Here is a 25,485-nt window from a genome sequence, read left to right on the forward strand (position 1 = left end):
GGTGTTACTATTTTAAATTAATGGTCTGTGTTCCCGCCCTTTTCCCTGCCTCCGCATGATGCGCAAACGATGCGTAGATATTCCAGATAAAGTAACCCGCGGCAGAGAGTATAAATAAAACCAGCAGGCAGATCAGGGTTCCCCTGGAGAGCCCCTGGGTTAAAGCATTCATTTTCTGCGCCCATCTATCGCGGACATTCACCCAGTATTTATCGAATAGAAAAAACAGCCCCTTTCTCTTTAATGCTCTTTTCATACTGGTTTATTTTCTGTTCTGGACGGTTAAATCTTTATTCTCAATGATAGAAAACCGCTCTATTAAAAATCCGTGGGGATTATTATCGCTTCTTGAAACATTGCGCAGGCTCCCTTCTGTGACCAGGTTTCTCTTCACTATGCTTGTTGTGCGTATGATCTGCTGTTTGGCAAAACATTTAAAACGGCAGGGATGCTCCCGGGTATCAACATATACACTGTCAATCTGAATAGTCTGGCTGATATTTCCCGATATAATGCCGGAATAAAAACTGTTTTCTCTCAGATCATCATACATTCTCCTGGCGCTGTCATCGGCAAGATAAAGCGCTTTTGCCACATTGTTTTTAATTACTTTTTCATCTGGGTCAAGGGTAAAGAAAAACCTGTGAAAGGTCTTTACATGATCCCGGGCCTCCACCTCCAGATTATCTCTGCGCTCGGATGCGAAAGCTTCCAGCACCTTTCCGTTAGCCAGTATATACACCCTGTCCCGCATAAGGGCTGCCGATTCAAAGCTTTTATAAAGGGTGAGACAGCAGATAATGATACAGCCTGCAATAACCAGCATGGTAAATCCTCTTATATGCCGGAATGCGGTATCTATATTTTTCATTTTAGTAAACATGATGCGTTTTTTAAAGTTGTTATGAATTCCCTTTGAGCCTGTCTCCCAGATAATTCTCTTTCTCTTGAAAATAAGGAGAGCTTCCCGCTGAAGACTCCATGCTGCTGCTCATCCTGCCCGGGGCATTTCCCATGGCATCGGCCGTCATCCCGGCCCCTTTTGATCCAGCAGAGAGCGCCGCTGAGGCCGTACCCCCGAAAAAACTCGTAACGCGCTGTCCCAGGGCATCTCCTCCTGCGGCATGAACAATATAATTGGCAACAGAAGGCACGGTAAAATAACCGATGATGCCGATGATTAAAAAAATAAGATAAGCCGTATCGGTTCTGCTGAAAAAAGTATCCCCTGTGCTCTGCACCTGAGACAGATCCAGTTTAAGCATGAGCTGCTGCACTTTCCCTATAATGCTGCCGAAAATATTGGCAACGGGAAGCCAGAGATAAATATTGATGTAGCGGGCCAGCCAGACAGTGAGTGTATGCTGGAATCCGTCAAAAACGGCCAGTCCGAAAACAAGAGGCCCCAGAATGGAAAGCACCACCAGCTGAAAAGTCCGCAGAGTATCAATACAGAGCGCCGCAGCTTCAAATAAAAGCCTGAGAACCTCGCTCATCCATTCCTTTACCGAGTACCGGAAATTATAAGACGCTTTTTCCATGGCAAACTTGACATCGTTGCCGATGCCGGCCAGCATGCCCTCACTGGAGGGATCTTCATCATGCGTGTATTTATACCATTTATCACGGTCCCCTGTTCCCGAGGCCCCGACATACATTTTCCACGGGTTGGTTTGTTTTACCGCTTTTTCTTTTTCTTTCAAAAGCACCGCCACGGCATTATCAGAGCCCGTAACCATGGAAGCCGTAGCGGTAACGGCAGGTTTCATAACCGCGTTGATAAGAGCCAGCACCGAGGGAAAAATCATAATGCAGAAGCCGATCACAAAAGGCCTGAAGAGCGGGTAAAAATCTACAGGTTCCGCATTGGCTATATGTTTCCACACCCGTGAGGCAATATACCAGATCGCAGCAAACCCCGCTGTGCCCTGCCCCGCCGCTAAAAGATTACTGCATAAGGGCATCATCTCATCATAGAGCTGTTCCAGAACCGCATGCAGGCTCCGCATCTCATCACCCGCACCCCGGGCCTGAAGGCAGAAAGGCGCCAGCATTGCAGCAGCCATATAAAACACTCTTCTGTAGAATTTAGATCTTTTCATCACTTTAATTTTTTAATCCGTGAAGATTTCTCGAAGCATACACATCCTGGGTTTCTGCGGCTCTCTGCAGCAGCAGCACGCTGTACTGCCTGTTAAAACTGCGCAGGAATAAAAGCTTATCCTGCATCTGCAGATAAACTGCATCCACCGCCTGAAGCCTTTCATCGTCCGACATCCGGAGTTTATCAGCTGTCACCGCCATCAGGAGCTCATCAAGGTTTCGTAAACTCTCATTGAGCAGATTATCATACACTTCTTGGAAGTAGCTTATCTCCCCGGCACTGAAACTTTCACTTTTGATAAATCTGGAAAGACCCTCTCTGCTTTCCCGGGCCAGAAGGATCTGAAATTTTACAATATCCCCCACCCTTTTATAATTCTTCACCGCCGGGCTCACCTGCAGGAGTTCATCTAAAAAAGTTTTATGAAGACTGAAGTTTCCCCGGGACATTTCTTTAACGGTTTTATAACCTCCCGAGAGCAGTTCGTATCCCTTTTTCATATCACTGAGAATCTTCTTAAACTGGGAGAGTTTCTCAATATTTAAAATGAGCTGCTGGATTTCTGCAGACTGGGCCCCTGCCTTATGAGGCATTAAACCCGCAAAGACAAACAATGCTGTAATTACTATTTTTTTCATTCTGTCTGTTTATAATCCGTAAATAACACCGGCATGTTTTGATTCTTTTTTATCAGCCGCTTTCAAAACTGACAGCAGTGCGGCTTCCCTGCTGAAAGAAATACAAAAATCATAATCTTCCATCATCGCCTTATGAAGCGCATCAATGCGTGCTGTGCGCTGGTCGTCTCTGATCTCCAGTGCCGCATCCGAAGTAACTATCAGGAGCTCATCGAGCGTTCGGCTGCAGTGGTCAAGAAGTCTTTCAAAAGAGCGCCGGATATGATCCAGCTCATCTCCGTGAAACAGATCGGAAGATTTCAGATCAGCGTGCGTTTTTCTGCAGGTTTTCAATATTTCAAGCTGCAGGGATATAATTTCAGCAGTCTTGTAATAATTCCTGACTTTGGGATTAATCTTAAGAAGCGAGGCAAAATAATCCCGATGCAGGTTCACTTCTCCTCTCTTGGCATCTCCTATGAAACTGAGTCCTTCCGATACAGCCCGATAACCTTTTCGGGCATAATCCATATAAACCTGAAGCGCTCCAATCTGAAGCAGGAGTTCCTTTCTCTGCTTGGCCTGAGCCTGAATGCCCTGGCTAAGTAATAGTGCGCCAGACAATAATAACACCAGCTTTTTCATTGTTTTTTCTTTTATTTTCTCTGTCAGGGAATTCCGTAAAACTCTCGGATCTGATTCACTTCGGCCTCTGTTCTGCCCCTTTGAAGACTCAGCAGCACATTCTGACGGTTAAAGAGCCTCAGGCTGTCATAAGCATCATCGATCTGATCTGCCGCTGTATTGATCATCTCGAGCCTTTTCAGATCGCTCATCTTAAGGGCAAAAGAATCCAGTATCAGGAAAATCTGGTCGATATTTCTCAGGCTTTCTCCCAGAATCCCTGAATACACATGCTTCATGTACTGGATTTCGCCAGCCGTAAAATGAGTGTCCTGCCTGAAAAGATTCCACGCCCTTTCATATTCCTGAACCAGTCCGGCCTGTTTTTTAGTAATCTCTTTTATCCTCTGATAATAAGTGATAATAGATTTTACTTCAGCCAGTTCGTCATAATATCCTTTATACAGTTCTTTTTGTTTCCGGGTCCAGTCCGATATTTCATCCAGCTTTAGTTTTGAAAGCACATTCTCCGCCTGTTTCTGGGCATTCTGGAGCCAGATGGTTTTATTCTGCAGCTTCTGGATCCGAAGGTCAATGGCTTTGATTACTTTCTTGGCAACTGTCTTTACTATCTCCAGTATGGGCAGTGCCGCGCTTTCTGCGGGCCTTGCCGGAGTGCCGGCCAGAAGCAGACAGACCATGCAGGCAATTAATTTCTTTTTCATCTTCTCTCTTTCAATTTAATGTGCTTCTCTCATTTCGCGGGCCATTGCAGCTATTCCTTTTTTAATATCTCCGCCGAACTTTGCCGCATAGGCATTCATTTTCACCTTCTCGCTCTGCTCTGTAGTATAGGCCAGATACTCCTCCAGGGACACTTCTGTCCTGTAAACCTTGGAAAGCATGCCTCCAAGGGAGATAAAGACTTCCTTGTATTTCTTATCCGGGTCATTAGCTTTATTAACCGAGAGCACCAGTGCCTTTTCTTTATCGGTAAGCCCCAGGAGTTCCTGGATCTGGTCAAATTTATTCTGGTACTTGCTCTGGTCCAGCAGTATTTTGCAGTCACTGTTATTGATAATGGCCTGCTTGACCACGGGAGAAGAAATAATATCTTCCACCTCCTGTGTTACCACTACAGCCTCTCCGAAGAACTTGCGCACAGTCTTAAACAAATATTTAATATAGTCGGCCATTCCTTCCCTGGCAATGGCTTTCCAGGCTTCCTCAATGAGTATCATCTTGCGGATGCCTTTAAGCTTTCTCATCTTGCTGATAAAAACCTCCATAATAATGATGGTGACCACTGGAAATAGGATCGGGTGATCCTTTATATTATCCAGTTCAAATACAATAAACCTTTCCTTTAAAAGTTCCAGATTCCCCGAGGCATTCAGCAGGTAATCGAACTCACCGCCTTTGTAATAAGGCCTTAGAACATACAGAAAATTAGTAATGTCAAAATCTTTTTCCTTCACCTTATCACCTTCCAGGATGGAAACAAAATCATCTTTGAGAAACTCGTAAAAACTGTTAAAGCAGGGAAAGATTTCTGTATCGGCATCCAGCTTTTGGTAATACAGCTGAAGCGCATTGGATAAGGCCACATACTCGCTTCGGTTAAAGGTCTCATCGTCTTTTTTCCAGAGTGCCAGAAGCAGCGTTTTAATGCTTTCTTTTTTCTCCGTATCCAGAGTGTCTCCCTCAGAGATATAAAAGGGATTAAAACGGATCGGATTTTTTTCATCATAAGTAAAATAGTAGCCTGCCACCATATCACAGAGCCCTTTATAGCTGTGTCCCACATCCACCAGCACAATATGGGCGCCCTGCTCGTAATAACTTCTCACCATATGATTGGTAAAAAAGGACTTGCCGCTGCCCGAGGGGCCCAGTATAAACTTGTTTCGGTTGGTGCAGATCCCCGTCCTTAGAGGCTCATCGCTGATATCCACATGCACAGGTCTGCCTGTCAGCCGGTCCCCCAGCCTGATTCCCATGGGGCTCAGAGAAGATTTATATCCTGTTTCCATGTTCAAAAAGCAGACAGCCTGCTCGGTGAAAGTATCAAAGGTGTCATTCATGGGAAAATCAGCCGCATTGCCCGGCATGCCCGCCCAGTAAATCTGAGGCGCCCCGGCTGTTTCCTGCTTAGCGGCCGCATCCATCTGCGCCAGGGCCGAGGATACTTTATTTTTAATGTCTTTGAGCTCTTCTTTATCCGTGCTCCAGGCCAGCACATTGAAATGCGCCTTAACGGGAAGTCTCTGCTGTGCTACGGCCTCATTGAGAAAATCATTTGCTGCATCTTTTGCAATTAAATTTTCCCTGCTGTAAGCAGACAGAGACTGAAGACGAAGTCTTTTGCTTTCGAGCCTGCGGATCGTTTTCTGCGCATCTTCAATAAACAAATACTGATTATAGATGTGGCTGCAGGATAACAGCTGGCCGAGAGTGGAGGCAAAACCAATGCTGAATTTGGTTTTATCTGTTGAATAACGGTCAAAGTTGATCCTCGATCCGCATAATCCCGGCAGGTCCGCCGCATCCCCAAGGGTAAAAAGCTGGCAGTGTTTATCCCCTATTGTGAGTCCCTGATCGAATTTAATATCGTTGAAAAGAAAAGAATCTTCGCGTTCTGATAAAAAACAGTACTGCTCAACCAGCCCGATTCTCCTGCTATCACTTCTAAGCGAATCATTCTTCAGACGGGTAAGGGAAACAAAACCGCTGTCTTCCATTATTCTCTTGAACTGTCCGGCGCAGTCAATAAAATCCTGCAGCAGCTGCGCGTTTAAAGTTTCTTCTGGCACCAGCGTATTTCTTATAAGGCTTGAAAATAAAGAACTGGAATTCTTCCTTCCCCGGGGCTTCTTAGTGAGCATGATATAACAGGAATGCTCCAGAAAAGGCCTTTCGTTGAAAAACCGCTCGCTGCTTCTGCTTAGAAAACTGCTCTCTGCGTCTGTAAAATCTCCTTTATGCCTTTTTTCTAAAAACCAGTCCTGTTTATGGAAAACACAGAACTCCGGCAGCACTTTTACAGCCTTGATCCATGACTGGTGAAAAGCTTCGTACTCCTGGTCGGAGAGCGTAAAAATCTCGGGCAGTTCCGCTTTGAATACCACCGTTATATCTCCCTGCCTGGATACAATACAGTCATGCTCCACTGCCATAACCGGCAGCATCTCTTCGATCCTCTTCTCCATCACTTCTTCTTTGTCACAATTAACGTCCTATAGCTACATCTTGATAAAAATCCCCCTGCTGCATACTTTAATGCATTTTGGAACCTTCCGAGAAGCAAGGGCTTTCATCATCCCATGTTCTCCGTACTTACTGCTTATCCTGTATATTTTAAAAACAAGAAAACCGCCTGCAGTTCCTATAAATCCCACACAGATAAGAGAAGGAACACCTGCAATAAAAAGCACTGCAAAGAGTATCATCAGCACCACTGCGCCTCCTGCCAGATACCAGATATACTGGGCTTTTAATCCTTTGAATTCGATGCTTTTATTGACTCCTTTATTGATCTTGTATACACTGTTCATCCTATCAGATTCAGACTCCGAAAAAGGACTTAATCACAGTTGCCACCACTACCAGAAACACGCAGCTTCCAAACCAGGCGGCCGCCACTTTTCCCGTATCAGGATCTCCCGCATTCCATTTCTGGTATACTTTCACCGCCCCTATAAGTCCCAGAATGGCACCCACGGCATACATCAGTTCGGTGCCGGCGTCAAAATAACTTCTCACCTTCTGGTTGGCCTCATTGATTCCCGCCACTCCGTCCTGGCCATAGCCGCCTACACTGAAAAGCAGCATCAGCAGCAGTGAAGCATGCAGCCGGGTGATCCTTCTCCAGAAAAACTTTAATTTCCAATTCCATTTTTTCATCTTCATTTTTTTTATTAGATTGTTACTTTATATAAAAGCAGAGAATTACCGCTGTACCGCTATCTATTTTCTTGTCACTTCCGCCCTACCGCATTAGACTGAACAGGGGAAATTTCTCTGCTTATTTTCTTACCCCTTCTCATCCCATAAGCTGTCCATTTCTGCATAGCTCAGCAATAATTCAGGATACTTCTCACTGTGGAGAACCGTCAGAGAATTAATTTTCCCGCGAAGCTCAGACTGCTTGACAAACGGATACTCCGAGAGAACAAAGCGGATGTAATTCTGGAATACATCTTTTGATAAACCTCCGGCATTACTTTGAGTAAAAATCTCCGACAGCCTGTTATGCAGTTCCTCTGCATCTTTGAGTGTGCTGAAAGATTCTTTGTATTCTGAAAAAGGGCCGGCTTTTTTATTTTCCTTTTTTAAAGACTCAGCCCTCCAGCTGGATCTCCCGGAAATAAAATTTTTAATCGCCCTGTGTTTAAATCTAAAGAGCAGTAAAACATACCATATAAACATTATTAAGCTGACAGCGGCCAGATAAGCTGACCATGAAATATTTGTAATCATTTGGCTCAGTATTTAATCATTTAACTTCATCATTCATTCCTGCATTAGTATTTCCTGCAGGTTTTAAATTCTGTGTCAAAGTAACAATATGAATAGTCCTGCTGCAAGTACAACTTATTTTGTACCCAGCTGTACCCTAAAAAATGAAACAATGATATCTTTTTGCACCCTTCAGTCCATCAATATTATCAATATGAAAGGAAGACTTTACGATCCTAAGATCCACAGATTCCTGCAGCCCGATAATAACATTCAGGCTCCTCTTAATGTTCAGAATTACAACAGATACAGTTATGCACTGAACAATCCGCTGAAATACAGCGACCAGTCGGGAGAATTTTTAAATAAGATATTTGGATCTTTTTCTTGAGAAATGGCTCCGAAAACGGATTCCTATATTGACAGTGATACAATAAAATTTTAAATTTGAACAATGAAAAGCATCTTATCTTTTTTTACCGCACTGATTTTACTGGGTTCCTGCCAGGAACCAAAAGACAGCAAAAACTGTCATTATAAAATCAAATTTAAAAACAATACCTCTAAAGTGCTGTACTTGTATACTGCAGAAGATTCAGTCATCCCTGTAAGGGATATCAGGACCGATCCGTACTTTAAACCTACCCCTGCCAATGCGGGCAGCGGAACCATAGAAGCAGGTACAATCAGATTCACCGGAGGCGGTAAGCCCATGTGCGTTGAAAGCCTTTACCCCCCCGAAAAGCAGTTTTATATTTTTGTATTTGATTCTGCCGCCGTTTCCAAGAAAACATGGCAGCAAGTTGTAGAGCACAATTCAACGCTCAAGCGATTTGACATCACTGTAAAAGAGCTTCAAAGAACTGACTTTACACTCAAATACAGCGAAGAATAATCAGGCGGAAATACAAGCAGAATTCAAATCCCATTAAAAAGCCTCTGAAAGTCTTAAGAGTTTCAGAGGCTTTTTTAGTTAAGGAAAGTATTTATCTCGATCTCATTGCCCTGAGCAGTTTTGTATTCCTTCTTTCCGCTCTGGAATTCTGCAGGGAAACTACTGCCCAGATTCCAGCCGGTATCCATCCGATCAGGGTAATCTGAAGTATCAGACACAGCAGAGCTGTCAAAAGTTTTCCACGAAGAAGAAACGACAGAGAAGGAAAAAATATAGCAATTAAAGTCATCATGGTTTTTACAATATATAGTTAATATTTATAAACATCTTTGTCTTATAAGACTGCAGTAAGCTTATTTTGTTTCAGAACTTACAGCAATAATTTAAAATTCAATAGGACCTGATTTTTTTGATCATTTTCTCCAGGGTCATAATGGCTATGTTTTTATCATTCTCCTCTGCATTATAGGATTTGCTTCTGACTGACTGATAAGACAAATCTCTTTTAAAAGAAGTTGACAGATAAGGCACTATCCTTTGAAAAACAAGACTCATGGATCTGGATTTCACCACCCGCGCTTCATCGGCGGCACGCAGAATAATGCCGATCTGATCCGCAGACAGGTCACATTGGAGCTTATTCTGCGTTTTTTCTTCTCCGGCGGCATCTTTAGAGGAAACTGCTGCAATTTCAAGCTGTTTTTCCAGATGCCGCATCTCATGGACAAACCAGTTTCCCAGAGATGTTTTAAGATGCTGGGCCTCTGCTTTAAAAAACAGTTTCTCACTGCAGTGCATCTGATTGAATTCCTTCCAATAATAAGAAAGCAGATTGAGTTTTCCAGCCAGATCTTCCTCCATCTCCACTTTACAGGCCAGACGTTTTGTGAGCAGGTTTATATAAACCGGACTATTAAAATTCAGCCCTATAAGCGTATGATCGAGCATAAAGAAAAGTCCCTGGTCTTCTAAATTATTCATCTGTTCCAATTCATTTAAAAGATTTCTTTCATAGAGCATCTGGCGGAAAGTTTTCCTGTCCCTTTCCTGCATAGAAAAACCGCCTTCCAGCTCCGCCAGCACTGTATTTAAAACCTGCTTCTTTTCTTCATTTTCCATTTTCATTTTCAGAAGTTTTTTTAATTTGAGCTGCAGTTCTTTTCTTGATACTAAAAGATAGGTTGCCGGCACCCTTTCATCTAAACTTAAATAACCTGAAAACCTTTTTTCTAAAAATGACAGCAGATCATCCAGACATTTAATTACAAGCTCAGCTGAAACCGCGAGCAGGGGCTGCTGAAATACACTGCATTTGTAATTCTCCACCATTGTATCGAGCAGAAAAATTAGTGTGGAATGATACTTTCTGACCAGCAGGCGGATCTGCCTTTTTCGTCTGAGCACAAAAATTTCATTTTTAATCCGGACCTGAATCCGGCCGGACTCTTTTACAACATGTTCTGAAATAACGGCAAGTTCAGCTTCTGATAATCGGCACAGATCTGTTTTATTGGGGTTTAAATGCACCAGTATCAAAGCATCCAGCCATTCTAAAGGATAGTTATTGTTCATCATTTTCATGTTTTAATTGAAGTTAACAGTTAAGACTAACAACTCTTAAATCTCTCGATAGTATTCTTACGGTATTCAGATGGGGTACAGAACATTGATTTTCTAAAAAAGATACTGAAGGAAGCCGCTGAACTGAATTCCAGTTCCTCCGCTATTTCCGTCATGGTAAGATTCGGATTCTCCAAAAGACCCGCCGCTTCTGAAAGAACAGCTTCCGTAATAATTTTCTTGGCGGTTTTCCCTGTAACCTCCTTCACCATCTTGCTCAAATGTTCAGCACTTACATACAGCACACCGGCATAAAACTTAACCGTATGATGCTTGCGGCAGTGTATGGATAAAACTGCCAGGAAATGGGAAACTAAACTTTCTGATCTTGAAAAATGCATATCACCTGCCGACAAGTATTTGGCATTTATCAGGTTCAGTTCAAAAAGAAGCAGGTTTAAACTGATCTGCTGCAGTTTAATTTCAAATTCACTGGACAAATGATTACTTAATTCAGCATACAGCAGTCTGCAGATTAAAGAAAGCACCCTGTAATCATTTTCATCCAGACTAATCTTTGCGGGTTGGTTTCCGCCATTCGATGATAACAGATCACTCTGGTTATACATAAAACCGCGTCCATTTATTTCAGACGAAAAAGTAATCAAAAAAAATTGCAGTTTATTTCCTGCCTCTACTTTTGAAAAAGAGGCATTCTTAGGCAGTATCAGCAGATCATGTGCCTTTAGCTCACGGCTGACCTCTTTTATCTGCATTTTAAAACTGCCGGATTTCATTAAAAGCAGCACCGGATTATGAATCACAAAAGTTTCATCAGCAGCCGTTTTGGCAGCATATTTTTTTACAAAATAAATTTTAAACATTTGCCCAGACAATTCTATTCTTTCAATGTCAATCAAATCTTTCAGCATAACACAAACCAGTTGTTTGGATAACTAAAATGAAACTGTCCTGTCAGTCTTCAAATCTTTTTTTAATGGCGATATAACATAAAAAATAAAGATTTAAAAATAGGGTCACATAGAGAATATAAAACATAAATCTTCTGTGATCATATCTCAAAAAGTCTTCTGTTCCGTTACAGATAAATAAATCAATCATAAAATAGAGACTAAAAAGATTAAAGAAAAGCAGTAATACATACAAAACAACAGACAGTTTCATTTCCAGATAAATTAGTACTATATTATAATTAGATAAGTCCTTCCAGCAGTGCTATTACAGAAATAAGCGCCGCTTCACCTGATTTAAAGAATCTTTTAACCGGCTTATTTCCGATTAAAATATCCCAGTCTTTATCTTTACGTTCTTCTTCAGAATAGAGGGAATATCGAGAAATAGATGTGACAGTTAGGACAGTTTCTCTCTCTTCGGTTGTGAAAACGGCATCATCCAGTACATTCGATTCATATCCAGCAATATAGCTATAAGTAATATTAAACTGCTGCTGTCTCTTAATGATAAAGTTCTGCAGAAAAGTAATCAAACTTGTCTTTGCATAAGTCTGCAGGCTGCTGTTCTCTACAATCGTAATCATGCTGTTATCAGGATCAGCCATAATGGATTCAACCATCTCATCCGTAAAAGGAATCAGTCTGCTGGACCAACTTCCCTTCTCATTAAATTTCTCAGAAATACATCTGATTTGATCAGCAAGTTCTGCTGTAGAATTAACAGTTTTATTATTCTCGTAATAATCATTCAAGGCATCGTAAATTTTCTTTCCTTTTAAATCAAAAGGATTAGAAGAATTAGCGGGAAAATAATTTTTAAGAGCTGATAAATGAACTGTATTAGTTTGTTCTGCTAAAGTTTCAAAATCTTCCTCAGTAGAACATGAATTAAAAAAAACAGCAGTAATAATGCATAATAAAGTGGTTTTCATGATTAAATGGTTTGAATGTGAATGGGAATTTCTTCCCAGTTCATTTCATCCGGATAAGCAGAACTTTTATCCGGCACCCTGCCGGACATTTTGCTTTTGAATTCATGGCAAATCTATTCTGCTTAAAAATCTCCCACAAGCTTACCTCTGCGGGTTTTCCGCATTTCCACTATGGATTTTCGAGAAATCCGTAGTGCATTTTTAATACACAATAATCTAAAATTCAAAGGTTTATACTAATTTTACACTAATTTAAAGTAACATTTTTCCGACAATTAATCCAGAAATACCGAATTACTAATATCGCTTCACCGCTAATCATTAAACCATGAATAAAAAAACATTATTATTATTTTTTCTTCTCTTTTATTACTTAGTCTATGCCCAGAAAAACGTTTTTGAAATTCCCGATTCGCTTCAAATCAAAAATTACGATTATCTGGACAAAAGATTTTACCAACTTAAAAAAGACAGTGCTACGGCATCATTATATGCATATGCATTTCTGCATAAAGCAAAAAAAGAGCACAATTGGAAAGAAATAGTAAACGGCTACCAAAACCTGATGTTAATTGCAACTGGAAATATGAGAATCATTTATGCAGACAGCATGATCTATACATCAAAAAAGTCAGCTGACAATGCACTCATAGGCTCTGCTTACCTTAGTAAAGGAACTGTTTATTATGGATTAAAAATGCATCAGCCTGCCATGGACAATTATCTTACTGCAAACGGCTATATTTCCCAAACTAAAAATCAGTATTTAATCCATAAAGTTAAATACTGTATTGCCCTCTCTAAGTTATACGCCGGTTTTTATAACGAAGCGGTTTCACTTCTGAAAGAATGCGCGGATTATTACAAACAGGATGAAGCAAGACCCTATCTTAATTCGCTGCATTCCTTGGGACTGTGCTATACAAAATTGGGAGATTATGGCAAAAGTTCGGAAACTAACAAGCTTGGAATTTCAGAAAGCAGGAAAAGAAAAATCAATGAGATGATCCCTTACTTTATACAATCCGAAGGAATCAATGAATTCTTTCAAAGGAATTACAGTACATCTATTAAAAATATTTCATCCTCAATTGAATTTATTAAAGAAAATAATGACTTTGGAAATGAAGCTGTTGGGTACTTTTATCTTGGTAAGAACTACTGGTCATTACATCAAAAAGAAAAAGCAGTAAGCTATTTCAAACTTGTAGATAAAATCTTCACCGATAAAAAATACATAAGACCTGATTTGAGACAGACTTTCGAACTAATGATCAGCTTTTATAAAACCAAAAAGGATTTAAACAAACAGCTTTATTATATTGATCAGCTATTAAAAGCAGACACCCTGCTGACAGAAACCAACAACTACATAGTCGGAAAAATTCATAAACAGTATGATACCAAAGAACTCCTGCTTGAAAAAGAACGAATAAAAGCGGAAAATGAGACTATGACAGCAGCTCTTAAATGGGAAAAAAATTATGACATTATATTCGCAGTAATAATCTTTTTACTCTTCTCCATCTTGGCAGGCTTTACCTATTATCATAAAAGAACCGATAAAATAAATAAAAAGAAATATCAGCTTCTTATGGAAGAGTATGATACGAAAATTAGACCACCAAAAACGAGAACCATAAAAGATCCTTTAAAAAACATCAGTCCTGAAACAGTCACATTACTGATAAAAGAACTTGAAAATTTTGAAAAAAACAAAAGATTTTTGGAAAAGGACTGGAATCTCACCAGTCTTTCAGCTGCTTTTAAAACAAATCCTAAGTACTTATCCGGTATCCTCGGCTATTCGAGGGAAAAAGGAATCAATGATTATATTAACGGACTTCGCATTGAGTATATTATAACGCTGCTGCGAACGGAATCCAAGTTCAGAATCTATACCTATGAAGCATTAGCCCAAGAAGCTGGCTTTAGCACTACAGAACGCTTTAAGAATGCATTTTTAACCAAAACAGGAATTACACCTCAATATTTCATTGAAGAGATAAAAAAAGAAAAAAAATAATTGCCTTATCACGCATTATATTTAGGATATGATTTTTAACTTTTTACTTTTCTCCTGTAGTTAAAAATTACTATCTTTTATTCACTTAATTAAATTTATTAGCCTCTACCCTACTGTTTTAAAATTTTATTATCTTTTAAATCGAAATCAAAGTCGAAAAAATCTTTTGGGTGAACATCTAATGCTCTTGCCAAGTCAAAAATAGTTTTTAGTTGAACACTTTTCAGTCCTTTTTCAATTTTACTTATCTGACTGTGGTCAACATTACATAATTGAGCAAGTTTTCTATAGCTCAGTTTTTTAGCTTTTCTAAACTTTTGCAGATTATTGCCAAACAATATTAAAAAGCTGTTATCTTGTTCTTTCTCCATTTGAAATATTTAGAACATGTAATTTCAGTTTTTATCAAAAAAATATTGTAGTATTTAAATACTACTTAAGATATTTTTTGTTATATTTGTTCCATAATTATTTACATTTGCGATACTTCTTATAAAAAAATAGAAGCATTCGCTTTGAATCTCGTACTAGAAAATTGGCCTTTTCATTTACCACGAGAGAATAAGCAAGATGCTCACGTCATTGGCGTGGGCTCACTTATTCGTGGTAAGGTATGGCCAATACCTCTAGTGCAATAAGATGAGTTCCATGCCTTTTTTATGCAATAAACTTTCACTTATTATTCTTAGCGTACTTTTATTTTCAGTACCGAATGTTTACAAATCAATTTTATGTAAAGAACAATTTTAAAGCACAAAAAAAGCCCTCTATTTCGTCACCAAACAACCATAGAGGACCTTAGCCAATTAAATTCCCATTTAACTAACCAATCCCAATATTATGAATTATTTTTCATTTTACAAGGATGGAAAAGCTCTTTATTGCCTAATTTTTACAAGCATACTGCTGTCTTTTTCATCATCATTTGCTAAAAATCCCGAACGGATTCTGCACGCTCTTTTACAACAGCATCAAGTTCAGGGAACCATAACTGACGGCACTACTGCTCTTCCTGGTGTTACAATTGCCTTAAAAAGCAAAGCGGGCAGCAATGCCATTACCGATTATAACGGCCAATACTCTCTTACGGCATCTCCAAATGACACCTTAATTGTATCTTTTATAGGATTCAAAAAAACATTTATACCTGTCCAGGGACGTGCCAAAATTGACATCAAACTCCAGTATGACACCACAACACTGCAGGAGGTAAAAATCAATGCGGGTTATTATACGGTAAAGGAAAGCGAACGCACCGGAAACATTGCGCGTATCACATCAAAAGATATCGAAAACCAGCCTGTCACCAACATTCTTGCCGCCATGCAGGGGCGTATGGCAGGAGTGAGCATCACCCAGACAACAGGTGCGCCGGGCGGAGGGTTTGACATCAAAATAAGAGGACAGAACAGTCTTCGTTCCACTGCCAATAATCCTCTTTATATTATTGACGGTGTCCCGTACTCTTCAGATCCTATAGGATATTCTCAGACTTCTACTATCTATCCGAGCAGTACAAGCCCTCTGAACAATATTAATCCTGATAATATCGAAAGCATTGAAGTACTGAAAGATGCTGATGCAACATCCATTTATGGCTCCAGAGGAGCAAACGGTGTGGTGCTTATAACCACAAAGAAAGGTAAAACGGGAAGCACTAAATTTACTTTTTCAAGTTCAGCCGGAGCAGGAAAAGCGACTAAGTTCATGAAACTCATGAACACGCAACAATACCTGTCTATGCGAAAACAGGCATTTCTAAATGACGGTATCTCCCAATATGGAGCCGCAGACTACGATATTAATGGAAAATGGAACCAGAACCGTTATACCGACTGGCAGAAAGAACTAATGGGCGGAACCTCCCAGATTAATGACATGCAGGGATCAGTCTCTGCAGGTTCTGAAAAAACACAATTTCTACTCAGCGGAAACTATCATCAGGAAACGACTGTATATGCAGGGGATTCTAAATATAAAAAGGGAGGTGTCCAGTTTAATTTGAATCACCTCTCTACAGACGGCAAATTCCAAATTAATTTTTCGGGCACCTACAATATACAGGACAGCAATCTTCCAGCTGCTGAACTTACCTATACTGCGCAGAGTTTAGCTCCAAATGCCCCCGCTTTGCATAAGGCAGACGGCAGTTTAAACTGGGAAAACGAAACCTGGCAGAATCCTCTGGCAATGCTCAATGCTGTATTTAAGGCCAAAACGAAAGATTTTGTCGCCAACACCACCTTATCGTATAAAATAACTCCCGGCCTGACCCTTAAAAGCAGCTTTGGATATACAGATCTAAAGACTCTGGAAACCCGCATTTCTCCATCCACTATTTATAATCCAATATATAATGTAAGCAGTTCGCGCTCCTCCCTCCTCAGCAATACAACAAACAGATCAACGTGGATTATAGAACCTCAGATCAATTGGGAAAAAGAGCTGTACTTTGGCAAAATCGGATTTTTAGCCGGAGCTACCTTTCAGAACCAGAACAGCAGCACACTTTATCAGTCCGGCGCAGGATTCACCTCAAACAGCTTAATTTATAATCTTGCCGCGGCGAAAACCATTACCGTACTGGGAGATGACGAAATACAATACCGTTATCAGGCGCTCTTTGCCAGATTGAATTACAGTTTCCAACAGCGTTATATCATAAACCTGACAGCAAGACGTGACGGTTCAAGCAGATTCGGTCCCGGCCGCCGGTTTGCTGCTTTCGGAGCGGCAGGAGCTGCCTGGCTGTTCTCCAACGAAAGTTTCCTGAAAAACAGTTCCTGGCTCAGTTTTGGAAAAGTACGCGGCAGTTACGGCACTACCGGAAATGACCAGATTGGAGATTATCAGTTCATTGATACCTACACCTCCTCAGGAATTATTTATAACGGAACAGTAAGCATGCAGCCATCCCGGCTTTTTAATCCGGACTTTGGATGGGAGATCAATAAAAAACTGGAACTGGCGCTTGAAACAGGATTTTTAAACGACCGGATTTTTACCACTGCTTCATGGTATGTAAACCGCTCTTCTAATCAGCTTGTCGGCATTCCCCTGAGCGGCGTGACGGGCTTTGCCGCCGTGCAGGCAAATCTGGATGCCGAAGTTGAAAATTCAGGTCTGGAACTGACACTTCGCACCGTGAACATAAAAAGGAAAAACTTCCAGTGGCAGACGAATCTGAATCTGACTTTCTCCCAAAACAAGCTGGTTTCTTTTGCAGGTCTTGAGAGCTCCACCTACAGCCAGAAATACCGCATCGGACATCCGCTGAATATCGCATTGGTTTACCAGTTAAAGGGAGTGAATCCCCAGACCGGTATTTATGAATTTGAAGACCTGAATGCAGACAATAAAATCTCTTATCCTCTGGACAGGCAGAAGGCAGTAAGTCTGAATCCCAGATATTACGGCGGGATTCAAAACCAGCTGTCATACAAACAATGGAACCTGGATTTTTTATTTCAGTTTACCAAACAGAAAAACCGTCTCACGCCAATGGGTGCCGCCGGACTCATGTCCAATCAGCTGGCCGGAGCTGCTGATGCTTGGCAGCATGCTGGAGACGTGACGCCATACCAGATTTATACAACAGGGAAAAACAGCCAGGCTGTAAATGCTGACTTTTATTATTCGGAAAGTGATGCACTGCTATCGGATTCTTCCTTTATACGGTTAAAAAATATCGCATTGACTTATCAGCTGCCGCTGCATCTGGAGCAGACCAGCTGTAAAATTATTCTTCAGGGCCAGAACCTTTTGACTTTCACAAAATACAAATACGGAGATCCTGAGTTTACCGCATACGGATTTCTTCCTCCCCTTAAAATTTTCACCGCAGGGATCCAGCTAACTTTTTAAACTCATAAAAAATGAAACTATTTAATAAACCACTTCCATTTCTGATTCTCTTTACGATAATCACCGCCTGTGATTCGTTCGTGGAAACTGATCTTCCCAAATCACAGCTCACAAGCAGTTCTGTTTTTGAGAACTATGAAACGGCAAATGCAGCCTTAATGAATATTTACGCCAAACTTCGCGATACAGGAATGCTCGCCGGGGTCAATACAGGACTTTCCAATACCTTAGGCTGCTATACCGATGAGATAACAGCCTATGGAACTCCTGCAAATGCAGGCATGCCGTTTTACAATAATGCGCTGCTGCCCGGCTCGGCTGTCATCTCCGGCTTATGGAACGCTTCCTATAATCAGATTTATGCCGCTAATGCATTGATTGAAGGACTTGAAAAAAGCAGCGGATTAACACCTGAAAATAAAAAGCAGCTACTGGGGGAAGCACTGTTTCTTAGGGCTGCAGTGCATTTTTATCTGACTAATATTTTTGGGGATGTGCCCTATGTTAGAACCACCGATTACAAACAGAACAATACAGCGGTTAAAACTCCTCAGGCTGTTATCTACCAAAACATTATTGCTGAGCTTCAAACCGCCGGTTCAATGTTGCCGCAGACCTACAGCAGCTCAGCCAGGAGCCGCGTAAACAAATTGGTATGCAGAGCACTGCTTGCCAGGGTATACCTGTATAACAAATCCTATCCCGAAGCAGCAAACGAAGCATCTGCCCTGTTAAATAATACCGGACTTTACACACTGGAAGCAGACCTTGATAAAGTTTTTTTAATCAATTCAAAAGAAACCATATGGCAGTTTGAATCGGCGGCGGCCGGACAGAATACAAACGAAGGCACAACATTTATTTTTACGGCAGGTCCTCCCGGATCCACAGCACTTAATTCGGTGCTGGTTAATTCCTTTTCAACGCAGGACAGGAGAAAATCAAAATGGATCAACGCCATTAGTAAAGAAAATGAAACCTGGTATCATGCTTTTAAGTACAAAGAGCGTTCCAATACAGCGGTTTCTAAAGAATACTCTGTTGTGCTTAGGCTTGCCGAACAGTACCTCATCCGCGCAGAAGCCAGAGCACAGCAGGGTGATCTTATCGGCTCAAAAGAAGATTTAAACAAAATACGGTCACGCGCCGGACTTCAGGATACCGAAGCAGTCTCCAAGGAAACACTTTTGGAGGCCGTACTTAAGGAAAGAAGATGGGAACTTTTCACAGAACACGGCCATCGCTTTTTTGACCTTAAGCGCTTCAATCAGCTTAATGAAGCCCTGGGAAACGTAAAGACAGGATGGAACACCGAAGACAGACTTTTTCCGCTCCCTCAGAATGAATTAGGCACTAATCCAAATCTGCTGCCCCAAAATCCCGGATACTAAAATAGATAAATATGAATTTTACTGATATAAACCGATACCGAATTACCCGCTTTAGAACTTTGTCTCTCATTTTTTTTATTTTGCCATTAGTAACCTGTCCCGTTTCGGGACAGGAGGTGCAAAAAAGAAAACTTACCGCTGATGACTACAAACTCTGGGGATACTTAAAACCCGATCAGAATTCTCCCAACGGAGAATGGCTGAGTTATGCTGTGCAGTATGAAAACGGAGCAGACACTTTATATGTTTCCAACATTTACAAAAGCATGCGCTATACATTCCCAGCTGCCACAAAATCAATTTTCACAGCAGACAATTTATTTGTCTGCACAGATAAAAGCGGTTTACATGTACTGGATCCAAAGACAGGGAAAAAAGAAATTATTCCCCACATTACTGACTACACCTACTCTGTCGCCGCTAATCTGCTTATTGCAAACATTAAAGAAGCAGACCTCACCAGCACGCTTTTGATTAAGAAGCCTCTTGGAGATAAAAAAACTGCATTTAAAAACACCTCTGGCTTTGCTTTAGCACCCGATGGGTTAAAACTCATCTATTCGACTTCTGAGCAGGGAAAAAATGCAGTGTTCTTAACTAACCTCTTCGCAGTAAATGCATCAAAATGTATTGCAGAAAACCAAACTAGCGTTTTTAGTTCTTTAACCTGGCAAAAGGAAAGCAAAGCAGTTGCATTTTTCAGTAAGTCTAATACAGGCAATGCTGAAGCTTTACATTTTTACACTCTCAAAAATGATAAATTGTTCTCATTTAATCCTGACAATTATTCAGATCAAACCCAAAAAACAGCAATTGCTGATGCTCCGCTTTTTCCTGTAACTATTTCCAATGATCTGAAAAGTGTTTTTTTTGCAGTGCGCAAAAATAATTCATCTGCTGTCTCTGCCCAGGATTCTAAAGTAGAAATTTGGAATACCAATGATAAATGGGTATATACGCAGGAAAAGGAATTCGGCAGGTTTGAGAGCACTCCTAAATTAGTACTGTGGGAACCTGAGAAAGGCACCCTAACCCGGATCACCACAGAAGAACTGTCGGCAGGAATGCTCACTGCAGACCTGCGCTATGCTGTGCTTTCTGACCCTAAGCAGTATGAACCGCAGTTCGATTTTGAGGGCCCCAGAGATTATTACATCATGAATCTTACTACAGGAAAAAAAGAGCTTTTTCTAAAAAGAATGTCGGCTTCATTTAGTGGAATGTACAGTTCTCCCGAGGGAAAATACATCTCCTATTTTAAGAATAAAGACTGGTTTGTTTATGACATAAAACGCAGAATCCACACTAATGTTACCGAAAAATCAGGAGTTCCATTTTATGGAAAAGTGCATTTACTAGAATCTGACCAGCCCTTCGGAAATCCAGGCTGGAGCATAGGCGACAAAGAAATTCTGCTGTATGATGAGTTTGATATCTGGGCCGTAAAACCAGACGGCAGTTCATCAAAAAGACTTACCCGAGGCAGAGAGGCCAAAATCAAATACAGACTGCCGAGTGAATTACCAAGAAATAAAAGATTATTATATGGCTCTCCTTTGAACGGCACCTATAACCTGGACCGCGAATTATATCTGAGTGCGGCCGGAGATGACGGAAAAACCGGTTATTGGCGCTGGAATAAAAATAGTGCTGAAAAACCTTTGTTTTATGGGGATGCATTCTTTGATAAATTCAGCTCTAACAGTAAGTCCAATACTTTTTTCTGTATGGAGCAAAGATTTGATCTGCCGCCCCGCATCATTATGAAAACCCCCTCGCGTGAAAACATCACAATTATTGAGAGCAACCCGCAGCAAAAAAACTTTAATTGGGGAACCAGCAGGCTTGTTCGTTTTCAAAATTCCAAAAAACAGGACCTAAAAGGCGTTTTGTACTATCCTGCTGGTTATGATCCGCAGAAAAAATATCCTATGATAGTCTACATCTATGAAATCCAGTCGCACACTCTTCATTATTACAGTAACCCGACCCTTCACAATGAACCTGGATTTAATCCGGCGGTTTTCACTGCTGAAGGCTATGCAGTATTCAAGCCGGATATTATTCATGAAAATGAAAATGCGGGGCCGTCTGCACTGGACTGCGTCACTTCTGGGACAAACAAAATTATTGAGCTGGGTATCGCAGACCCCGATAAGATCGCTTTGATGGGACATTCTTTCGGCGGCTATGAGTCTTCATTTATAATTAATCACACTAACCTGTTTGCCACCGCTGTGGCCAGCGGCGCCATTGTTGATCTAACTAGCAGGTTTCTTACCTTTGGAGTTAACATGAGAAGACCAGACATGTGGCGTTTTACTCATGGAGGCTGGCGCATGGGCAGTAAAACCCCCTTCAGCCACAGATCAGACTTTGACCGTAATTCGCCTTTGGAATCTGTCACAAATTTAAAGATTCCGCTACTGTTGTGGTGCGGTAAAGAAGATACGCAGGTTAATCCCAATCAAAGCATGGAGTATTATCTGGCACTGCGCAGGCTGGGTAAAAAGTGTATCTTTCTGCAGTATCCCGGTGAAGATCATACACTTTTAAATCCTGCAAATCAGGAAGATCTCTGCAGAAGGCTGCTGCAGTGGTTTGACTACTATCTCAAAGAAAATAAAAATGCAGACTGGATTGCAAAAGGCACTTCCTAAATCATTTTAATTACAAACAAGTAAATGCCGTTCCAATTGGAACGGCATCATTATGGGGTTACTAATTCAATTTGTTACTCTGGACGATACAATTTGATTACACATTCCCCGCTTGTGTTTTTACCCCAAGCCTGAGGTCCTGTCAAATCATTAACTCGGCAGACAATGTCATTATCCTGGGTATCACAGGATACTGGAGTATCGCCACAATTTCCCATTGCATCCAACTGAAATCCCGGCTGGGGAAAAACGGCTGATGCTTTCTGCATAGAAGTAGTTGCAAAAGCACCTGAAAGGGCAAGTGCAATAACTCCAAACGGCACTGCATTTTTTAAAAACTGCGTTTTCATAATAATAAATATTAAATTAAACTCTGATCTACTTTTTTCTACAGGTATTCGATCTTTTTTTTCCTGATACCGGCCAGTATATTTTTAAGACTGCTTTTTAATGAGCGTCTTTAATCTCTTTTTTAATAATAGGTTTTAGGTCATATAAGACTAGAGTGCTGCCAATAACAGCATACAGACAATCCTTTGTGACTAAAAATGTCTTCAGCTTCTGATCCCTGATATTATAAATTGGAAAACTCAGCAGATAGGTCTGTTTATTCAGATCATAAACATCAATTACGAATGACTGGCTCCATACTTTCTCATCCTGATATTTTCCTTTAATTTTGGAATGAATAAACAGCAGATTGCGGCATACAGCTGCATTTGCATTAACAACATAAGGCGGCGCAGACATTTTTCTTACGGTATGATTTTCCAGATAAGACACTTTTACTTTTGCACGTGTAGTAGTATCTATGGTGTTTCCCCGCTGGATTAATTCTGCGTGATTATCCGCAGTAATAAACTCATTGCGGTAAAAATAGACATAGCTTATTTTTTTGGTATTATTGTCATATAGAAGTTTTCCATCAGTATCAAATATACCGTCAACCTGTTTCTGGAGCAATTGCGGGTTGTATTTTATTTTACGGGTCTTTTCATTGTCAAATAGCCCCAGAATATTAGCCAGATCCTCTCCTTTGTTTGATCTCAATACCATCCTGATACTGTCTATTGGCTCAGCCTGATCAAAATACGGCAGTCCGCTGAATTTATTGGTAATAATCCAGTCTGCTGCACTGCCTCTAAATACAGCCGGTACAGTGCCATCTTTTAAATAGAAGTATTTATCCTGAACACTTACCATTGCCCTTTGAAATAAAATATCTTTAGGAGCGGATTTAATTCGATCTATCTTTTTATTTTTTAAGTTTTCATCTATGGAAAGCAACTGCAGGGGGGCGGTAGAATTTCCCAGATAGATACGCCCTTCGCTCCTGCCCGCAAAATAATACGAATTATATTTTAAATCCAGCTGGCTGCGCAGTACAGCGGCATGACGCGGATAGCGTCTTATAAAAGGATTCTCGTAATGCATAAGACGCTCTGAGGAAACAAATAAAAAACTCACAACTGCAGTTCCTGCAACAATAATAGCTGGAATCCATATAAGAACCTTTCTGTAACTTTCTTTAAAACTTTCGTTTTCTTTAAGTTTTTCATCAAGAAGTATGGCTGCTGCTGCTAAAATCATCAGCACAATATTAAAAACCAGATGGACATTCCAGCTCATTTTCTCCAGTATGCCGCCGCAGGAACAGGGAACAAAAGAACTATAGTGAAGTACTATGAAGATGTAAGCGGTAAACATCGTCATCAAGGCCATTGATGCTTTTAAGGCAGTCGTGCGCAATCGCGGAATTATTAAAAAGCCCGCTATTAGAAACTCTGTTATCGGAACCGCATATACAATCCAGGCTGCATGAGCACTTAACAAAGGGGACTGTCCAAGCTGCACCTTAAAATTCTCAAAATCCAATAGTTTACTCATTGCTGCATATACATACAGGAGTACAAAAGAAAGAGTAATGCATTCGAGAATAATTCTTTGGTGGGGAACCTGATTTTTCATGGTTTAAGATGTTTATAATGTTATATTTTCTTTGACCACTGTCAACATTAATAAGAATTTTAAACAAATGTATATCAGTCTTTTTATAAAAGAAATATCCAAATCAGGGATAAATTTTTCCAAATCAGGCTTTTTACAATTAAAACCTATCTGAAAGAAAAACACACTGTAAATCAGTAAGATCTGCAACGCAGCAGGCAGTGAAGATACAGACAGTCACAGCCGCCTGTATCTGAATCTGAAACAAGCTCAATTCTGCACTATGCAAAAAGTAAACCCCTTAACCGCAAAATCGAGGCATAAATTAAACGCCCGCCAATAAGGATCGTCCGTTATGTGCACTTAGCAGGCAAGTGGCGCTATCTGGGCTGCCCTTTTTATTCGTTTGGAATGAAAACAACAAAATTACTCTGAAATAAAATATTAAGAGACAGCTTTTAATAAATAGATCTTAGGAGTTTCTACTATGTAGATTTTTAGATTTTAATCAAGTTTTTCCAGCCTACTAAATTGAAGTACACTTTTTTACAGATGCTATTTTTGTGGTTCTAACCAATCCCTTATAATAAGCTGATTGTTTCAAAAAGAATCCGGAACCATTGTATCCGCGACTTACAGTTCAGTCGTTAGTAAATAATTAATATCAGATTGTGTAATCCTGAACAAAACATTATATAAAAAAAATGTTCAAGAAAATTAATGCGAGTCCGATTATATCATAAATATAAGAACAAAACAGAACATTAAAATTATTGGAATTCTGAGACAAAAAGTATGTATTGAAAAAACATAGTCATAAAAAAACAACATAGTTTAAAAGAAATTTAACTGTAGTGCAAAAACTAAATTTGAAATTAATGATGAGGATAAATTGTTAACTTAGATATTGTATTTTTATTAAATAAATTTGACTCTTTTTTATGGATAAGTTTTCAAAAGAAATAAGAAGTAAAATTATGCGTGCAATTAAAAGCAAGGATACAAAAGAAGAAGTACTTCTTGCAAAAGCATTATGGAACAGCGGTTTAAGATATAGAAAAAACAATCGCTCAGTTTACGGAACACCAGACATAACTTTTAAAAAATACAAAATTGCAATATTTGTTGATGGAGAGTTTTTTCATGGTTACGATTGGGAGGTCGCCAAGAAAAAAATTCAAACCAATCGGGAATTCTGGATAACTAAAATTGAGCGCAACATTGCAAGAGATAAAAATGTCAATAATTATTTAATAAGCAACGGCTGGAAAGTTATTAGATTTTGGAGTAAGTTTATAAAAAAGAACTTAAATGACTGCATTTTAGTCATAAAGAAAGAAATAGACGAAACAAAAAAACTTAAACAAATAAGTTGTCCAAAAAACTAGTGTAAATTGCTAATCAGTTATTTTTTTTTGCATTGTCAATTCAAC

General features: G+C 40.1%; 24 protein-coding genes. 7 read left to right on the plus strand and 17 right to left on the minus strand.

The genetic code is table 11. The features are described from left to right. Window positions 1-7: 7 nt before the first annotated feature. The 10 genes from BKM63_RS20610 to BKM63_RS20655 form a co-directional block, all read right to left on the minus strand. Window positions 8-256, minus strand: a complete 249-nt coding sequence (locus BKM63_RS20610; protein ID WP_071638454.1) for a hypothetical protein — start codon at window positions 254-256, stop codon at window positions 8-10. 6 nt (window positions 257-262) lie between these two features. Continuing rightward, window positions 263-883, minus strand: a complete 621-nt coding sequence (traK, locus tag BKM63_RS20615) for a conjugative transposon protein TraK (RefSeq protein ID WP_071638455.1) — start codon at window positions 881-883, stop codon at window positions 263-265. A gap of 19 nt (window positions 884-902) precedes the next feature. Further along, entirely contained in the window at window positions 903-2,102 is a 1,200-nt protein-coding gene (traJ, locus tag BKM63_RS20620; RefSeq protein ID WP_242661204.1) for a conjugative transposon protein TraJ, read from the minus strand. Between the two features lie 4 nt (window positions 2,103-2,106). Then, window positions 2,107-2,742, minus strand: coding sequence for a hypothetical protein (locus tag BKM63_RS20625; RefSeq protein WP_071638457.1), 636 nt, complete (start codon window positions 2,740-2,742; stop codon window positions 2,107-2,109). 9 nt (window positions 2,743-2,751) lie between these two features. After that, on the minus strand, window positions 2,752-3,366 hold the full coding sequence (locus BKM63_RS20630) for a hypothetical protein (RefSeq protein WP_071638458.1): 615 nt from the start codon (window positions 3,364-3,366) through the stop codon (window positions 2,752-2,754). 23 nt (window positions 3,367-3,389) lie between these two features. Beyond that, window positions 3,390-4,070, minus strand: coding sequence for a conjugal transfer protein TraI (locus BKM63_RS20635; RefSeq protein WP_071638459.1), 681 nt, complete (start codon window positions 4,068-4,070; stop codon window positions 3,390-3,392). Window positions 4,071-4,085: 15 nt separating this feature from the next. After that, window positions 4,086-6,554 carry a TraG family conjugative transposon ATPase gene (locus BKM63_RS20640; protein ID WP_071638460.1) on the minus strand — a complete coding sequence of 823 codons (2,469 nt, stop codon included), beginning with the start codon at window positions 6,552-6,554 and terminating at the stop codon, window positions 4,086-4,088. 33 nt (window positions 6,555-6,587) lie between these two features. After that, entirely contained in the window at window positions 6,588-6,899 is a 312-nt protein-coding gene (locus tag BKM63_RS20645) for a DUF4133 domain-containing protein (protein ID WP_071638461.1), read from the minus strand. Window positions 6,900-6,909: 10 nt separating this feature from the next. Next, entirely contained in the window at window positions 6,910-7,176 is a 267-nt protein-coding gene (locus BKM63_RS20650) for a DUF4134 domain-containing protein (protein ID WP_242661207.1), read from the minus strand. A gap of 201 nt (window positions 7,177-7,377) precedes the next feature. Beyond that, a complete protein-coding gene (locus BKM63_RS20655) occupies window positions 7,378-7,824 on the minus strand; it encodes a hypothetical protein (protein ID WP_071638463.1) in 447 nt (148 codons plus the stop codon). A gap of 151 nt (window positions 7,825-7,975) precedes the next feature. Between BKM63_RS20655 and BKM63_RS23480 the strand changes: the two genes are divergently transcribed. Further along, the gene (locus BKM63_RS23480) at window positions 7,976-8,194 is read left to right on the plus strand and encodes an RHS repeat domain-containing protein (RefSeq protein WP_242661205.1); all 219 of its coding nucleotides are present in this window, start codon (window positions 7,976-7,978) and stop codon (window positions 8,192-8,194) included. Between the two features lie 63 nt (window positions 8,195-8,257). Beyond that, a complete protein-coding gene (locus BKM63_RS20665) occupies window positions 8,258-8,698 on the plus strand; it encodes a hypothetical protein (RefSeq protein WP_071638464.1) in 441 nt (146 codons plus the stop codon). A 91-nt stretch (window positions 8,699-8,789) separates the two neighbouring features. On the opposite strand, the gene BKM63_RS20670 is transcribed toward BKM63_RS20665, so the two are convergent. The 4 genes from BKM63_RS20670 to BKM63_RS20685 form a co-directional block, all read right to left on the minus strand. Next, window positions 8,790-8,990, minus strand: coding sequence for a YqaE/Pmp3 family membrane protein (locus tag BKM63_RS20670; protein WP_207539288.1), 201 nt, complete (start codon window positions 8,988-8,990; stop codon window positions 8,790-8,792). Window positions 8,991-9,088: 98 nt separating this feature from the next. Further along, window positions 9,089-10,273 (minus strand): hypothetical protein, encoded by a 1,185-nt coding sequence (locus BKM63_RS20675; RefSeq protein WP_071638504.1) that lies wholly within the window; start codon window positions 10,271-10,273, stop codon window positions 9,089-9,091. A gap of 32 nt (window positions 10,274-10,305) precedes the next feature. Beyond that, entirely contained in the window at window positions 10,306-11,190 is an 885-nt protein-coding gene (locus BKM63_RS20680) for a helix-turn-helix domain-containing protein (RefSeq protein WP_071638466.1), read from the minus strand. Between the two features lie 281 nt (window positions 11,191-11,471). Next, on the minus strand, window positions 11,472-12,164 hold the full coding sequence (locus tag BKM63_RS20685) for a hypothetical protein (protein WP_071638467.1): 693 nt from the start codon (window positions 12,162-12,164) through the stop codon (window positions 11,472-11,474). Window positions 12,165-12,492: 328 nt separating this feature from the next. Between BKM63_RS20685 and BKM63_RS20690 the strand changes: the two genes are divergently transcribed. Then, window positions 12,493-14,190 (plus strand): hypothetical protein, encoded by a 1,698-nt coding sequence (locus tag BKM63_RS20690; RefSeq protein WP_071638468.1) that lies wholly within the window; start codon window positions 12,493-12,495, stop codon window positions 14,188-14,190. 110 nt (window positions 14,191-14,300) lie between these two features. Here BKM63_RS20690 and BKM63_RS20695 read toward each other — a convergent pair whose 3' ends face one another. Further along, on the minus strand, window positions 14,301-14,561 hold the full coding sequence (locus BKM63_RS20695) for a helix-turn-helix domain-containing protein (RefSeq protein ID WP_071638469.1): 261 nt from the start codon (window positions 14,559-14,561) through the stop codon (window positions 14,301-14,303). A 469-nt stretch (window positions 14,562-15,030) separates the two neighbouring features. On the opposite strand from BKM63_RS20695, the gene BKM63_RS20700 reads away from it, so the two are divergent. The 3 genes from BKM63_RS20700 to BKM63_RS20710 are packed head-to-tail and all read left to right on the plus strand — an operon-like array spanning window position 15,031 to window position 22,105. Continuing rightward, window positions 15,031-18,054, plus strand: a complete 3,024-nt coding sequence (locus BKM63_RS20700) for a SusC/RagA family TonB-linked outer membrane protein (protein WP_071638470.1) — start codon at window positions 15,031-15,033, stop codon at window positions 18,052-18,054. A gap of 11 nt (window positions 18,055-18,065) precedes the next feature. Then, window positions 18,066-19,445, plus strand: coding sequence for a RagB/SusD family nutrient uptake outer membrane protein (locus BKM63_RS20705; RefSeq protein ID WP_071638471.1), 1,380 nt, complete (start codon window positions 18,066-18,068; stop codon window positions 19,443-19,445). An 11-nt stretch (window positions 19,446-19,456) separates the two neighbouring features. After that, on the plus strand, window positions 19,457-22,105 hold the full coding sequence (locus tag BKM63_RS20710; protein WP_071638472.1) for a S9 family peptidase: 2,649 nt from the start codon (window positions 19,457-19,459) through the stop codon (window positions 22,103-22,105). Between the two features lie 74 nt (window positions 22,106-22,179). Here BKM63_RS20710 and BKM63_RS20715 read toward each other — a convergent pair whose 3' ends face one another. Further along, window positions 22,180-22,455 carry a hypothetical protein gene (locus BKM63_RS20715; RefSeq protein WP_071638473.1) on the minus strand — a complete coding sequence of 92 codons (276 nt, stop codon included), beginning with the start codon at window positions 22,453-22,455 and terminating at the stop codon, window positions 22,180-22,182. Window positions 22,456-22,552: 97 nt separating this feature from the next. After that, window positions 22,553-24,073, minus strand: coding sequence for a MauE/DoxX family redox-associated membrane protein (locus BKM63_RS20720; protein ID WP_071638474.1), 1,521 nt, complete (start codon window positions 24,071-24,073; stop codon window positions 22,553-22,555). Window positions 24,074-24,993: 920 nt separating this feature from the next. Between BKM63_RS20720 and BKM63_RS20725 the strand changes: the two genes are divergently transcribed. Then, window positions 24,994-25,440 carry a very short patch repair endonuclease gene (locus tag BKM63_RS20725; RefSeq protein ID WP_071638475.1) on the plus strand — a complete coding sequence of 149 codons (447 nt, stop codon included), beginning with the start codon at window positions 24,994-24,996 and terminating at the stop codon, window positions 25,438-25,440. The last annotated feature ends 45 nt before the right edge of the window (window positions 25,441-25,485 follow it).

The sequence above is a fragment of the Flavobacterium johnsoniae genome (assembly GCF_001879205.1).
GTDB lineage: Bacteria > Bacteroidota > Bacteroidia > Flavobacteriales > Flavobacteriaceae > Flavobacterium > Flavobacterium johnsoniae_A.

What these genes read in the sequence shown, in the direction of transcription:
- BKM63_RS20610 (WP_071638454.1), bottom strand. Translation starts at nt 256, where the DNA reads ATGAAAAGAGCATTAAAGAGAAAGGGGCTGTTTTTTCTATTCGATAAA.
- traK (WP_071638455.1), bottom strand. Translation starts at nt 883, where the DNA reads ATGTTTACTAAAATGAAAAATATAGATACCGCATTCCGGCATATAAGA.
- traJ (WP_242661204.1), bottom strand. Translation starts at nt 2,102, where the DNA reads ATGAAAAGATCTAAATTCTACAGAAGAGTGTTTTATATGGCTGCTGCA.
- BKM63_RS20625 (WP_071638457.1), bottom strand. Translation starts at nt 2,742, where the DNA reads ATGAAAAAAATAGTAATTACAGCATTGTTTGTCTTTGCGGGTTTAATG.
- BKM63_RS20630 (WP_071638458.1), bottom strand. Translation starts at nt 3,366, where the DNA reads ATGAAAAAGCTGGTGTTATTATTGTCTGGCGCACTATTACTTAGCCAG.
- BKM63_RS20635 (WP_071638459.1), bottom strand. Translation starts at nt 4,070, where the DNA reads ATGAAAAAGAAATTAATTGCCTGCATGGTCTGTCTGCTTCTGGCCGGC.
- BKM63_RS20640 (WP_071638460.1), bottom strand. Translation starts at nt 6,554, where the DNA reads ATGGAGAAGAGGATCGAAGAGATGCTGCCGGTTATGGCAGTGGAGCAT.
- BKM63_RS20645 (WP_071638461.1), bottom strand. Translation starts at nt 6,899, where the DNA reads ATGAACAGTGTATACAAGATCAATAAAGGAGTCAATAAAAGCATCGAA.
- BKM63_RS20650 (WP_242661207.1), bottom strand. Translation starts at nt 7,176, where the DNA reads ATGCTGCTTTTCAGTGTAGGCGGCTATGGCCAGGACGGAGTGGCGGGA.
- BKM63_RS20655 (WP_071638463.1), bottom strand. Translation starts at nt 7,824, where the DNA reads ATGATTACAAATATTTCATGGTCAGCTTATCTGGCCGCTGTCAGCTTA.
- BKM63_RS23480 (WP_242661205.1), top strand. Translation starts at nt 7,976, where the DNA reads ATGATATCTTTTTGCACCCTTCAGTCCATCAATATTATCAATATGAAA.
- BKM63_RS20665 (WP_071638464.1), top strand. Translation starts at nt 8,258, where the DNA reads ATGAAAAGCATCTTATCTTTTTTTACCGCACTGATTTTACTGGGTTCC.
- BKM63_RS20670 (WP_207539288.1), bottom strand. Translation starts at nt 8,990, where the DNA reads ATGATGACTTTAATTGCTATATTTTTTCCTTCTCTGTCGTTTCTTCTT.
- BKM63_RS20675 (WP_071638504.1), bottom strand. Translation starts at nt 10,273, where the DNA reads ATGATGAACAATAACTATCCTTTAGAATGGCTGGATGCTTTGATACTG.
- BKM63_RS20680 (WP_071638466.1), bottom strand. Translation starts at nt 11,190, where the DNA reads ATGCTGAAAGATTTGATTGACATTGAAAGAATAGAATTGTCTGGGCAA.
- BKM63_RS20685 (WP_071638467.1), bottom strand. Translation starts at nt 12,164, where the DNA reads ATGAAAACCACTTTATTATGCATTATTACTGCTGTTTTTTTTAATTCA.
- BKM63_RS20690 (WP_071638468.1), top strand. Translation starts at nt 12,493, where the DNA reads ATGAATAAAAAAACATTATTATTATTTTTTCTTCTCTTTTATTACTTA.
- BKM63_RS20695 (WP_071638469.1), bottom strand. Translation starts at nt 14,561, where the DNA reads ATGGAGAAAGAACAAGATAACAGCTTTTTAATATTGTTTGGCAATAAT.
- BKM63_RS20700 (WP_071638470.1), top strand. Translation starts at nt 15,031, where the DNA reads ATGAATTATTTTTCATTTTACAAGGATGGAAAAGCTCTTTATTGCCTA.
- BKM63_RS20705 (WP_071638471.1), top strand. Translation starts at nt 18,066, where the DNA reads ATGAAACTATTTAATAAACCACTTCCATTTCTGATTCTCTTTACGATA.
- BKM63_RS20710 (WP_071638472.1), top strand. Translation starts at nt 19,457, where the DNA reads ATGAATTTTACTGATATAAACCGATACCGAATTACCCGCTTTAGAACT.
- BKM63_RS20715 (WP_071638473.1), bottom strand. Translation starts at nt 22,455, where the DNA reads ATGAAAACGCAGTTTTTAAAAAATGCAGTGCCGTTTGGAGTTATTGCA.
- BKM63_RS20720 (WP_071638474.1), bottom strand. Translation starts at nt 24,073, where the DNA reads ATGAAAAATCAGGTTCCCCACCAAAGAATTATTCTCGAATGCATTACT.
- BKM63_RS20725 (WP_071638475.1), top strand. Translation starts at nt 24,994, where the DNA reads ATGGATAAGTTTTCAAAAGAAATAAGAAGTAAAATTATGCGTGCAATT.